9 protein-coding genes and 1 pseudogene are annotated in these 12,858 nt (G+C 73.8%); 8 read left to right on the top strand and 2 right to left on the bottom strand.

Annotated features, from left to right (window positions below):
- The first annotated feature begins 136 nt into the window (after positions 1-136).
- Positions 137-5,077, top strand: coding sequence for a LamG-like jellyroll fold domain-containing protein (locus ACIQVD_RS00725; protein ID WP_402285067.1), 4,941 nt, complete (start codon positions 137-139; stop codon positions 5,075-5,077).
- A gap of 130 nt (positions 5,078-5,207) precedes the next feature.
- Here the strand turns inward: ACIQVD_RS00725 and ACIQVD_RS00720 are convergent, their stop codons facing one another.
- Complete coding sequence (locus ACIQVD_RS00720) at positions 5,208-6,419, bottom strand: pyridoxal phosphate-dependent aminotransferase (RefSeq protein ID WP_100835649.1); 1,212 nt, start codon at positions 6,417-6,419, stop codon at positions 5,208-5,210.
- Positions 6,420-6,517: 98 nt separating this feature from the next.
- On the opposite strand from ACIQVD_RS00720, the pseudogene ACIQVD_RS00715 reads away from it, so the two are divergent.
- From ACIQVD_RS00715 to ACIQVD_RS00695, 5 genes and pseudogenes are all read left to right on the top strand, one after another.
- Positions 6,518-6,871 (top strand): annotated as a pseudogene (locus ACIQVD_RS00715) (winged helix-turn-helix transcriptional regulator); the annotation flags it as partial.
- Between the two features lie 140 nt (positions 6,872-7,011).
- Positions 7,012-7,194 (top strand): hypothetical protein, encoded by a 183-nt coding sequence (locus tag ACIQVD_RS00710; RefSeq protein WP_100835647.1) that lies wholly within the window; start codon positions 7,012-7,014, stop codon positions 7,192-7,194.
- A 69-nt stretch (positions 7,195-7,263) separates the two neighbouring features.
- Positions 7,264-7,758 carry a hypothetical protein gene (locus ACIQVD_RS00705; protein WP_402285064.1) on the top strand — a complete coding sequence of 165 codons (495 nt, stop codon included), beginning with the start codon at positions 7,264-7,266 and terminating at the stop codon, positions 7,756-7,758.
- Positions 7,759-7,788: 30 nt separating this feature from the next.
- Entirely contained in the window at positions 7,789-8,298 is a 510-nt protein-coding gene (locus ACIQVD_RS00700; RefSeq protein ID WP_400688761.1) for a hypothetical protein, read from the top strand.
- Positions 8,299-8,375: 77 nt separating this feature from the next.
- Positions 8,376-8,933, top strand: a complete 558-nt coding sequence (locus ACIQVD_RS00695; protein ID WP_400688764.1) for a sigma-70 family RNA polymerase sigma factor — start codon at positions 8,376-8,378, stop codon at positions 8,931-8,933.
- A 6-nt stretch (positions 8,934-8,939) separates the two neighbouring features.
- On the opposite strand, the gene ACIQVD_RS00690 is transcribed toward ACIQVD_RS00695, so the two are convergent.
- A complete protein-coding gene (locus tag ACIQVD_RS00690) occupies positions 8,940-11,033 on the bottom strand; it encodes an MMPL family transporter (protein WP_402285062.1) in 2,094 nt (697 codons plus the stop codon).
- Between the two features lie 105 nt (positions 11,034-11,138).
- Between ACIQVD_RS00690 and ACIQVD_RS00685 the strand changes: the two genes are divergently transcribed.
- Positions 11,139-12,074, top strand: coding sequence for a MerR family transcriptional regulator (locus ACIQVD_RS00685; protein WP_402285060.1), 936 nt, complete (start codon positions 11,139-11,141; stop codon positions 12,072-12,074).
- 259 nt (positions 12,075-12,333) lie between these two features.
- Positions 12,334-12,783, top strand: coding sequence for a MarR family winged helix-turn-helix transcriptional regulator (locus tag ACIQVD_RS00680; RefSeq protein ID WP_282205341.1), 450 nt, complete (start codon positions 12,334-12,336; stop codon positions 12,781-12,783).
- The last annotated feature ends 75 nt before the right edge of the window (positions 12,784-12,858 follow it).

Here is a 12,858-nt window from a genome sequence, read left to right as displayed (position 1 = left end):
AAGCTTCGGGACGCCTCTTGGTGACGTAGGACTTTCGATTTGATTCCCCATTTAACTAAAATTTTGCAATTGTCTAGGGGTAGTAGTGCACGCAGTCAACGGAAGACCGTCCCGTAGGCGGTCCCGGCACCGAGCCGTGGCGCTGGTGGCGGCGGCCTGCGCGGTGCTGGTCGGCTTCGCCGCTCCGGCGCTGGCCGACGACCGGCCGTTCGCCGTGGCACCCGGCAACACCACGCCGCCGGCCGCCGGGCAGCAGGACAGCACGCCGAACGGGCCGGTGCAGGTGGCCCGGGCGAAGGCCAAGGCGACCGGGAAGGCGGTGACAGTGGAGGAGCTGACCACCGAGACCAGCCTGACGGTGGCCAACCCGGACGGGACACTGACCCGCACCGACAACGTCCGCCCCGCCCGGGTGCGGAAGGGTGGCGTCTGGACGGCGGTCGACGCCTCGCTCGCCAGGAACGGCGACGGCACCTGGTCGCCGAAGGCCGTGCCGTCGGGTGTCTCGCTGTCGGGCGGCGGCACCGGCCCGCTGGCGACGTTCACCGACGCCAAGGGCCACGACCTGTCGCTGACCCTGCCGTTCGCGCTGCCCGTACCGGTCGTCTCGGGTGCGGGCGCCGACTACCGCAACGTGCTGCCCGGTGTCGACCTCGAGGTGAGCGTCACCGACGAGGGCGCCTTCCACGAGGTGCTGGTCGTCCACGACGCCACCGCCGCGGCGAACCCGGCGCTGCGCACGCTCAAACTGGCCACCGGAGCCAAGGGATTGACGACCAGCGCGGACGCGGACGGCGCCGTGACGGCGGCCGCCGCCGACGGCACCCCGGTGTTCACCTCGCCCGTCCCGGTGATGTGGGACTCCGCCACCAGCGCCACTGCGGCCGGGAAGTCGCGGTCCAGGGTCGCCGGGGCCCCGCAGGCGGCTGCCGCGCCGTCCGGTGTGACGGTGGACGCCGCCGATGCCGAGGCGTCCAGCGCCAAGGGCCCGGGCCACCAGGCGCACGTGTCGGCGATCAAGGTGGCCGCGGACTCCGCCGGCCTCACCCTGAGCCCGGACGCCGCGCAGTTGGACAGCCCGGACACGGTCTGGCCGGTGTACATCGACCCGTACGTGAACCCGGTGACCGGGGGCACCAACCACTACGTGCAGGTCAAGGAGGGCTGCTCCTCCGAGAAGACCTACGACAAGGCGCAGGAGAACGGGGAGGGCGCCGGCTACCAGCAGTACAGCTCGACCTGCTTCGGCCTGTACCGCTCGTTCTACGAGTTCAACACCGGCAACCTGAGCCCGAACATGGTGGTCTCCAAGTCCACCATGACGCTCTACTCGACCCACGGCGCGGACGCCAACTGCAACGCCACCTGGCCCGCGACGCTGAAGCTCACCGGCGGCATCGACGCGAACACGGTCTGGCCCGGCCCGGGGGTGGTCTCCACGATCGGCACCCAGCAGGTCAAGAGCGCCAACGTCAACGTCGGCTGCGGCAACCAGAGCGCCCAGTTCGACGTGACCTCCACCATCAAGCAGTACCAGAACTACCCGAACCTGACGTTCGGCCTGTACGGCAACGAGAGCAAGTCCTCCACCAACTACGGGTTCATGCGCTTCGCCACCAACCCGTACCTCACCACCGTGTTCGACGTCCCGCCGAAGGCGCCGCAGGACCTCGGCACCACCCCGGCCTCGCGGAACCCCGCCTCGGCGGCCTGCGGTTCGGGCAGCCCCGGCTGGATCGGGCTGACCGCGATGAACGGCAACGCCTCGAACATCACCCTGGACGCCACCCTCAGCACGGAGATGTCCGGCGTCAACCTCCAGGCGCACTACCACGTCTGGGACAACATGGTGAACAACGGCTCCGGCGCACCCGCGGACGCCTCCTGGCCGGTCAGCCCGGGCTGGGTCGCCTCAGGCACCACCGTGCACACCCCGATCGGCGGCGCGGTCAGCGACGGCCACCAGTACGGCTGGAACGCCTGGACCCAGGATGGCACCCTCGGCAGCGGCGACTCCGCGTACTGCTACTTCAACGTCGACCTCAGCGCCCCCACTCAGGCCGCCGTCACCCCGTCGGCCGACTTCCCGCCGCTGGGCGGCGGTGCCGCCGCCACCAAGCATGCCGGTGACAGCGCCCACGTCGCGGTCTCCGCCACCGACCCGGTGCCGACCGGCTGCACCCGCGGTTCCTGCATCAACTCCGGCGTCCGGGAGTTCCAGTACTCCCTGGACGCGAACATCCCCGCCGTCGGCGCGACCAGTCTCCCGGCGACCGTCACCAACGGCGTGGCCACCGTCGACATCCCGATCACCGTCCCGAGCAACCAGTGGGGCACCCACACCCTGTACGTCCGCGCGGTCGACAACGCCGGCAACACCCAGGCCACCGCCACCACGTACAGCTTCTACGCCCCCTGGAACCCCACCGCGAAGGTCACCGCCGGCGACCTCACCGGTGACGGCGTCCCCGACCTGCTCGCCACCACCACCGACGGCAACCTCACCCTGATCGGCGGCAACACCGCTCCGGGCACCGCGCCGGACACCGCCTCGACCCCGGCGCAGAGCCCCGACGGCACCGGCTGGGACAACTACCTGATCGCCCACCGCGGCAGCGTCACCCAGCAGGACAAGGACGACCTGTTCGCCTACCAGAAGCAGACCCACACCCTGTACGCGTACCACAACGACGCGACCACGACCCCGACCGGCACCGCCGGACACTTCACCCTGGCCCAGGGCGTGCAGGGCCCGCTCCGCCGCCCGGCGTGCGTGGCCACGACGGCGGGCAACTGCTCCGGCTACAACTCCGCGGACTGGTCCTCGGTCAGCCAACTGGTCTCGGCCGGCCCGCTCTCCATCAACGCCTACAACGCCGCGCACCCCGACCAGAAGGTGGGCCCGGCCGCCGACCTGCTCACCGTCGAGAACGGCAAGCTCTGGTACTACATTTCCGGAGCCGATCCCAGCACCTACTTCGACACCGCGTACCAGATCGGCACCGGCGACTGGAGCATCCTCACCGTGGTCGGTGTCGGCAACGTGGGCGCCGTCACCGCCGGCACCAGCGCCGGGGCCACCTCCACCGGCGGCACCCCGACCCTCTGGGTCCGCAACAACATCACCGGCGCGATCAGCAGCTTCCGACTCACCTTCGACGCCAACGGCATCCCCACCGCCACCATCGCCGCCCCGACCCGGGCCGCCCTGGTCTCCGGCGTCCTGGGCACCGACGGCAAGAACATGTGCCTCGACATCAGCAACGCCAACACCACGGACGGCACCAAGGTCCAGATGTGGACCTGCAACGGCTCCGACGCCCAGAGCTTCACGCTGGGCCGCGACAGCACCGTCCACGCCCTCGGCAAGTGCCTCGACGCCAGCCAGGGCGGCACCGCCAACGGCACCCTCGTCCAGCTCTGGACCTGCAACAACAGCGCCGCCCAGAAGTGGGCCCCCGGCCCGTTCGCCGGCTCCCTGCTCAACCCCAACTCCGGTCGCTGCCTGGCCGATCCGGCGTCGTCGAACACCACCGGCACCCAGGTGGTCCTCTGGGACTGCCTGACCGGCCACGCCGAGCAGAACTGGGCCGCGACCACCACCGGCTCCGCCCTCCCCGCCGCCCAGCCGGTCCTCCCGCTGGGCATCGGCACCAAGGAGTACCCCGCCCTGTCCACCCCGGGTGACGTGGACGGCGACGGCAACCCCGAGCTGTACGCGCTCGCCCCCGACAACCGCATCATGCGCGTCTCGGGTGCCAGCCCGTTCACCGGCCCCCTCGTCGACCGGTGGAAGCTCACCGACGCCAGCGACACCGTCCGCACCAACAACCTCACCCTGAACGGCGGCGCGGCCGTCGCCACCGACGGCGTCCTGGGCCAGGTCCTCTCGCTCAAGGGCGGCACGGCCTACGCCTCCAGCGCCACCACCGGCGTGGACACCAGCAAGAGCTTCACCGTCTCCGCCTGGGTGAACCTGCCGGACCTCCCGACCCAGAACGCCACCGCCGTCTCCCAGGACGGCACCCAGAACTCCGGCTTCTACCTGCAGTACAACAGCACGGTGAAGGGGTGGTGCCTGAACATCATGGCCAACGACACCGCGACCTCCACCGGCAGCGGCTTCACCCCCTGCTCCAGTGCGAACGTCGCAGCCGGCACCTGGACCCACCTGACCGGCTCCTACGACGCCGCCGCCAAGAGCACCAGGCTCTACGTCAACGGCACCCTCTCCGCCTCCACCACCGGACTGGTCAACTGGTCCGCCGGCGGCAACGTCTCCATCGGCTCCGCCCTCTACCACGGCACCCGCACCGACTACTTCCCCGGCCTGATCAGCGACGTCCAGGTCCGCACCGGCGCGATGGCCGACGTCCCCCAGTTCGGCACGTCAGGCACCCTGGGCTACTTCCAGCCGCGGCCCACCGACCGCTGGAAGCTCGCCGACACCACCGACAGCGCCCGCGCCAACGACCTGACCCTCACCGGCGGCGCCACCCTCGGTACCGACAGCGGGCACACCACCCTGAACGGCAACGGCACCGACGGCTACGCCAACAGCACCACCACCAGCCTCGACACCGGCAAGAGCTTCACCGTCTCCGCCTGGGTCAAGCTCACCAGCCTCGCCGCCAACTCCACCTTCGTCTCCCAGTCGGGCACCAAGGCCAACGGGTTGCAGCTCTACTACTCCGCCACCTGGCACGCCTTCGGCTTCGGCAAGGGCTGGGCCGACGACACCACGGGCAACTTCACCTCCGCCTACGGACCCACCACCGGCCCCACCGCACCCGCGGTCGGGGTCTGGTACCACCTCACCGGTGTCTACGACACCACCACCAACCAGGTCAGCCTCTACATCAACGGCACCCAGGCAGCGACCGCGGCCTACGGCGGAACCAGCTGGAACGCCACCGGCCCCCTCCAGATCGGCCGCCGCCTCTACCAGGGCAACTACGGCGAATACCTCAACGGATCCGTCAGCGACGTCCAGACCTACAACACCGTCCTGTCCCCCGCCGCGATCTCCCTGCTGCCCAGTGGGATCCTGGCCGTCGCCCCGGTCCAACTGAGCTGACCGAGCCGGTCCACCGAACGACGGTGCCGCCGCGGAGAGTCCTCTCCGCGGCGGCACCGTCGTTCGGTGGACCGTCGCTCCGACGGTCCGGCAGGGCGAAGCGCCGCCCGCACCCGCGCCGCCGCCCCCGCTACTGGCGGTAGGTGGCCAGGAAGCGGCCGATCCGGTTGATCGCGGTCTCCAGTTCGTCGGCGCGCGGGAGGGTGACGAAGCGGAAGTGGTCGGGGCGGGGCCAGTTGAAGCCGGTGCCCTGGACGATGTGGATCTTCTCGCGGAGCAGCAGGTCGAGGACGAAGCGCTCGTCGTCGACGATCCGGTGCACGGCCGGGTCGAGCTTGGCGAAGGCGTAGAGGGCGCCCTTGGGCTTGACGCAGGAGACGCCGGGGATCTCGTTCAGCGCGCGCCAGGTGACGTCGCGCTGTTCGGTGAGCCGGCCGTTCGGCAGGACCAGGTCGTCGATGGACTGCCGGCCGCCGAGCGCGGCCTGCACGGCGTACTGGGCGGGCACGTTGGGGCACAGCCGCATCGCGGCCAGCATGGTGAGGCCCTCCAGGTAGTCCTTGGCGTGCTCCTTGGGGCCGGAGACCACCAGCCAGCCGCTGCGGAAGCCGGCCACCCGGTAGGACTTGGACAGGCCGTTGAAGGTGAGGGTGACCACGTCGTCGGCGAGGGCGGCCAGGCAGTGGTGCTCGGTGCCGTCGTAGAGGATCTTGTCGTAGATCTCGTCGGCGAAGACCAGCAGGTGGTGGCGGCGGGCCAGGTCGAGGATGCCCTCCAGCAGCTCCTTCGGGTAGACCGCGCCGGTCGGGTTGTTCGGGTTGATCACCACGATCGCCTTGGTGCGGTGGGTGATCTTGGCGGCGATGTCGTCCAGGTCCGGGTACCAGTCGGACTCCTCGTCGCACAGGTAGTGCACCGCCTTGCCGCCGGCGAACCGCACCACCGCCGTCCACAGCGGGAAGTCCGGCGCCGGGACGAGCACCTCGTCGCCGTCGTCCACCAGCGCCTGCACGGCCATCTGGATCAGCTCGGACGCGCCGTTGCCCAGGTACACGTCGTCCACGCCGACGCCCGGGACACCGCGCTGCTGGTAGTACTGCACGACGGCGCGGCGGGCGGGGAGGATGCCGCGCGAGTCGGAGTAGCCGTGCGCGTTGGGCAGGTTGCGGATGATGTCCTGGAGGATCTCCTCCGGCGCCTCGAAGCCGAACGGGGCCGGGTTGCCGGTGTTCAGCCGCAGGACGCTGTGGCCGGCCTCCTCCAGGGCGTTGGCGGTGTCGACGACCGGGCCACGGATCTCGTAGCACACGTCCTTCAGCTTGCTGGACTGGCGAAACTCCATCAGCGGCCTCCCGACCCTCACCGAGCCCCTGCGGCCGGCTTGCTTCGTTCTACCAAGTAAGGACTTGGAAAGTCCAACCTATTGGCTATGCTGACGACATGCCACGCCGAAGCTACGACCAGTACTGCGCCGTCGCCCGCGCCCTGGACGCGGTGGGGGAGCGCTGGAGCCTCCTGATCGTCCGTGAACTCCTCGGCGGACCGCGCCGCTACACCGACCTGCACGCCGACCTGCCCGGCGTCTCCACCGACATCCTCGCCACCCGGCTCAAGCAGCTGGAGGGCGAGGGGCTGGTGGAGCGCCGCCGCCTGGAGCGCCCCGCCAACGCCACCGTCTACGAACTCACCCCCCGCGGTGCCGAACTGCGCCCCGTGGTCGAGGCACTGGCCCACTGGGGCGGCCCCGACCTGGGCGAGCCGCGGCCCACCGACGCCGTCCGCGAGCACTGGTACACCGCCGCCGACTCCTGAGCCCGCCCCGGCGCACCCCCGCCAACTCCTGAGCCTCCCTTGAGGCTTGACCACCCCTTTGCCGGGTACGCTGACGGCATCCGGGCCGCGTCCAGGGCCCGGCGACGGACGGGGGTCCCACCATGCCGCGCCTGCTCGCACTCGCCGCCTCGGCCGCCCGCGCGGCCGCCCGGCCCTTCCGCCACAAGCGCCAGGCGTACGACCACACCGAGGCCCACCGCGCCCAGGTCGACCGGGACGTCGCGGTCTCCCGCCACCACCGCGCCGCCAACCACAGCTGGACGGGCGGCAACTCGGCCAACTAGGAGGCGGGCCGCCGCTGTTCGGCCTCCCGCCGCTGTCCGGCCGTCGGCGGGGCGTGCTTAGCTGGGGCCGTGAACGCCTCTCCCGGTATCCGGATCACCGCCGTCCCGCCGTTCGGGGCGGCGGACGTCGGCGTGCTGCTCTCCGTCGACACCGCCTCCGCCGAGCCCGGCGAGCGGGCCGTCCGAGGGCTCCTGGGCCACGGCCACGAGGGCGAGGAGGGCGTCCACCACCTCCTGCCCCACGACCTGGCCGCCCGCTACGCCCGCGCCGGCGACCGGCTCGCCGTCACCCTGGTCACCACCCGCGCCGTCCTCGTCCGCCGCCTCGCCGAACAGCCCGACCTGCTCGCCGAGTTCGCCGACATACCCACCGAAGGCGGGGACGCGTGGCTGCCGCTGCGGCGCCGCGAACCGGCCACCGACTTCGTCCCCGCCGACCGGGACGGCGAGGCCCGGGCCGTCCTGCTGATCGACCACCCCGGCCCGGTGGCCTCGCCGGAGGCGCTGCCGGCCGGCTTCGAGGCGGGCGAGTCGGGCCTCGCGGTGCTCAACGCCCGGTGGTGACGCGGGCGGGTCGGGCGGTAGGTTCCGGGGGTGGGCGAATCGGAGCTGGAGGGTGCGCGGGCCGGGTTCCGGGCCGGGGCGGCCGGGGTGGGGCTCGGGGCGGTCGTCGCGCTGGCGGTCTGGGGGCTGTCGGCGGTCTTCGGCGACGGTGCGTTCCCGTCGGGCGCGGTGATCGTCGTGGCGATGTCGGCGGTGGGCTTCCTCGGCTCGTTCTGGCAGGCCCGCCCCGGGAACCGGCGGTCGGCCACGCTGATTTCCGTGCTGGTGTTCGTGCTCGTCGCCATGCTGGTGGCCCAGTTGGCCGGCGGCGTCGAACAGGGCTCCGGGCACGGGCCCTCCGGCGGACTGGCCCTCGGCTACCTGGTGGCCGTCCTGGTCGCCGCGACCGCCTTCGGTGCGCTGACCGACCCGCCCGGCGCCGTGGCCGGGGACGGCACCGGTGCCGCGGCCGGGCGCGGTCGGCGCCACCGCCTCGTCGTCCACGGCGCCCTGGCCGTGCTGCTCGTCCTGCTGGCCGGGCTGGTCGCCGTCACCCGGTGAAACGCTGCACGACCCGGTGAAACGCTGCACGGACGCTGCGAGTGGCGTCCGGCCCGGGGTGGGACGACCGTGGCAGGGTGACGGTGGAAGCATGCGGAGGCGAACTGGTGGCCCGGGTCGCCCGGGGCGAGCGGGACGCCTTCGAGGCGCTGTACCGGCACCTGCTCGGTCCGGTCGGGGCGGTGGTGCGGCGGGTGCTGCGCGACCGGGCGCAGAGCGAGGAGGTCGTCCAGGAGGTGTTCCTGGAACTCTGGCGCACCGCCGACCGCTACCGCCCCGACCGCGGCAGCGTGTACGCGTGGGCCCTGACCGCCGCCCACCACCGCGCCGTCGACCGGGTCCGCGCCGCCCGCGCCGGGGCCGAACGCGAGCGCACCGCCGCCTTGCGCGAGTACCGGCCCGCGTACGACAGCGTCGCCACCGAGGCCGAACGCCGGCTGGAGGGCCGCGCCGTGCGCGCGGCCCTGGCCGCCCTCACCCCCGCCCAGCGCGAGGCGCTCGCCCTCGCCTACTGGGGCGGCTGCACCCAGACCCGGATCGCCGCGCTGCTGGACACCCCGCTGGGCACGGTCAAGAGCCGGGTCCGGGACGGCCTGCGGCGGCTGCGGACGGAACTGGAACCGGAACCGGCCTGAGCACCCTCAGTCCGCCCGGCGGGCCGGCCACCAGACCCGGCCGCCGAGGTCGTGCACCAGGGCCGGGACGAGCAGCGAGCGCACCAGCAGGGTGTCGAGCAGGACGCCGAAGGCCACGATGAAGGCGATCTGGGCCAGGAAGGCGAGCGGGATCACCCCGAGGGCGGCGAAGGTCGCGGCCAGCACCACGCCCGCGGAGGTGATGACGCCGCCGGTCGCGGTCAGGCCGCGCAGGACGCCGGCCCGGGTGCCGAGCACCGCGGTCTCCTCGCGGACCCGGGTCATCAGGAAGATGTTGTAGTCCACGCCCAGCGCGACCAGGAACACGAACCCGTACAGCGGGACGGACGGGTCGGTCGCCGAGAACCCGAACACGTGCGGGAACACCAGCGCCGAGACGCCCAGCGTGGCCAGGTAGGAGAGCGCCACCGTCGCCGCCAGCAGCACCGGCGCCAGCACCGAGCGCAGCAGCAGGACCAGCACCACCAGGATGCACAGCAGCACCACCGGCATGATCAGCGTCCGGTCGCGCTCCGCGGTGGCCCGGGTGTCGGCCTGCTGCGCCGAGTAGCCGCCGACCAGCGCGTCGGCCCCGTCCACGGCGTGCACGGCGGTGCGCAGCCGGCCGACGGTGGCGAGCGCGGCGTCGCTGTCGGCCGGGTCGGTGAGCGTCGCGTCCAGCCGGACCAGGCCGTTCGCGGTCACCGGCGGGTCGGTGGGCGCGCCGCCGGTGTACGGGCGCACCGAGGCCACGCCGGGCACCTGCGCGGCCGCCGCCACCGCCCGGGCCTGACCGGCGTTCGTGACGATCACCGCCGGGTTGCCCGAGCCGCCCGGGAAGTGCGCCGACAGCAGGCGCTGCGCGGCGACCGAGGGCTGGGCGGTGGTGAACAGTTCGGACTGCGGCACGCCCCGGGCGTCCAGCAGCGGGGAGCAGGCCGCGAGCGCCGCCAGCACCGCCGCCGTCCCCACCCACAGGGCGCGCGGACGGCGGCCCACCAGGTCGGCGACCCGCTGCCAGACCCGGTGCGAGCCGCCCCGGCCGTCGGCGGCGGGCCGGGCCGGCCAGAACGCGGCCCGGCCGCACAGCGCGAGCACCGCCGGGAGGAAGGTCAGCGCGGACAGCACGGCGCAGGCGATGCCGATCGCGCCGACCGGGCCGAGCGCCCGGTTGTTCGTCAGGTCCGAGAGCAGCAGCACCAGCAGGCCCAGCCCGACCGTCAGGCCCGAGGCGGCGACCGGCTCCGCCGAGCGGCGCAGCGCGGTGCGGGCGGCGGTGAACCGGTCCGGTCCGGTGGCGAGTTCCTCGCGGAAGCGGGCGGACAGCAGCAGCCCGTAGTCGGTGGCCGCGCCGATCACCAGGATCGACAGCAGCCCCTGCACCTGCCCGTCCACCCGCACCACGCCGTGCTGCGCCAGCGCGTACACGATCGCGCAGGCCACGCCGAGCGCGAACACCGCGCCCAGGATCACCAGCACCGGCAGCAGCACCGCCCGGTACACCAGCACCAGGATCAGCAGCACCACCCCGAGCGCCACCCCGAGCAGCAGGCCGTCGATGCCCGCGAACGCCCCCGACAGGTCGGCCAGCACCGCCGCCGGTCCGGCCACCCCGGCCACCGCGTCCGGCACCTGCCCGGCGCGCTCGCGGATCGCCGTGACCGCGACCTTGGTGTCCGGTCCGAGGTCGGAGCGCAGCTGCACCACCGCCTCCAGCGCCCGCCCGTCCTCGGACGGCAGCAGCGGCGACGCCTGCCCGGTGGTGCCGGGCACCTCCGCCGCCGCGGCCAGCGCCTGCCCGGCGGCGGCCCGCAGCGCCTCGTCGACCTGCCCGGACCGCGCCTCCCAGACCAGCACCACCGGCAGCGTCGCCTCGGTCCGGAAGTCCTTCTCCAGCTGCGCGACCCGGGTCGACTCCGCGCTGCGCGGCAGGAACGCCGCCCCGTCGTTGGTCGACACCTCGCCCAGCCTCCCCGCGAACGGCCCGAGCGCGCCGCCGAGCGCCAGCCAGACCAGCAGCAGCACGAGCGGGAGCAGGAAGCGCAGCCGGCGCGGGGCGGACGAGGGCGCGGGGGGTGCGGGCGGGGCGGGAGTCGGCATGACCGGAGAATATCTCAATCATTGAGAGATTTGGGGCACCGAGTCCACGCGGTGTTGACGGCGGTAGCGACGTCCGGAGTGCCCGGCAGGCCCTAGGCTGACGTGGTGTCAGCAGAACCGGCCGAGGCGGGAACGAGCACCGGGGCGGTCGCCCGGCGGCTCGGGGTGTCGCCGACCACCGTCCGCTCCTGGGAACGCCGCTACGGCATCGGCCCGGCCGAACGCGAAGCCGGGCACCACCGGCGCTGGACGCCCCGGGACGTGGCCGTGCTGGAGGCGATGTGCCGCCTCACCGCGCGGGGGGTGCCGCCCGCCGAGGCCGCCCGGCTCGCCCCCGCGCTGGCCGGAACGGCGGACGGCCCGCCGCCGACGGCCCCCGGACCGGCCGGGGCGGTCCGGCCCGAGGTGCGCGGACTGGCCCGCGCGGCCCGCCGCCTGGACAGCCCCGAGGTCGCCCGCATCCTGCACGGCAGCGTCGAACGGCTCGGCGCCGTCACCGCCTGGACGGACGTGATGGCACCCGCGCTGCGCGCCGCCGGACGCCGCTGGGCCCGCAGCGGCGAGCGGTACGTCGAGGTCGAGCACCTGCTCTCCTGGCACGTCTCCAGCGCGCTGCGCCGGGTCGCCGAACCCCCGGCCACCGCCCCCGGGCCGCCCGTGCTGCTGGCCGCGATGCCCGGCGAGCAGCACACCCTCCCGCTGGAGGCGGTGGCCGCCGCCCTCGCCGAACGCGGCCTGCCCTTCCGGGTCTTCGGCGCCGCGGTGCCCGCCGAGGCCCTCGCCGAAGCCGTCCGCCGCACCGGCCCCGCCGCCGTCCTGCTCTGGTCGCAGACCCGCGCCACCGCCGACCCGGTCCCCGTCCGCGCCACCGCCACCACCGCCTGGGGCGGCCGCGGCTCCCGGGTCCGCCCCACCCTCCTCGCCGCCGGCCCCGGCTGGCACCGCACCACCCGCCCGCCCGACGCCCTGGCCCCCCGCGACCTCCCGGGCGCCCTCGCCCTGCTGACGGGCGCGCTGGGCGCGGGTGGAGCGGGGCGGTGAGGGGAACGTCGTTGCCTCCGGCGGGAGTCGGGGTCGGGCGGGGGTGCGGGGCGAAGTGGCCGCTCGCCGTCGGTCCCCGTGTCCGGCCGGGCGGGCCCGCGTTCCGGGTGCGCCGGGCCCCGCCGGGGGTGCTTGTCGCCGTTCCGCCGCGTTGCGGTGCCTGCGCGGCCGGCCGGAAGTGGTCGCGCTAGGGTCGGGGCGGCAGGGTCGGGCGGGCAGGGTGGCAGGTGGGTGGAGGGGTGTGGTGGAGGAGCGGCCGGTGGCGCAGCGGGAGTTCGGGCGGTTGTTGCAGGGGCTGGCGTCCGAGATGAACCTGCTCGGGCACGATTTCGCGGCGGCCTCGGGCCTGCACGCGACGGACGTCCAGGCGTTGCTGGCGGTGTTGCGGGCGGCCGATCCGCCCGGGATCACGCCCGGGGGGCTGCGGGCCGAGCTGGGGTTGACGTCGGGGGCGGTGACCGCGGTGCTGGACCGGTTGGAGCGGGCCGGGCACGTCCACCGGACCAAGGACGCCACCGACCGGCGGCAGGTGCACGTGCACTACCACCCGGACGCGGCCCGGATCGCCGGGGAGTGGTTCGCCCCCGTCGCGGACTGCACCGACCGGGTCCGGGCCGAGTTCGCGCCGGAGCAGGTCGCCACCGTGGTGCGCTTCCTGACCCGGATGACCGAGGAGCTCGCCGAGCTGCGGCAGGCCAGACGGTCCTGACGAGCCAGACGGTCCTGACGAGCCCGGCGGTCCTGACGAGCCCGGCGGTCCTGACGAGCCCGGCGGCCCCGACGA

It is taken from the genome of Kitasatospora sp. NPDC090308 (genome assembly GCF_044769485.1).
Lineage (GTDB): Bacteria > Actinomycetota > Actinomycetes > Streptomycetales > Streptomycetaceae > Kitasatospora > Kitasatospora fiedleri.
Note: the sequence above shows the minus strand (reverse complement) of the source record. Positions and strands in the feature narration are given on the sequence as shown.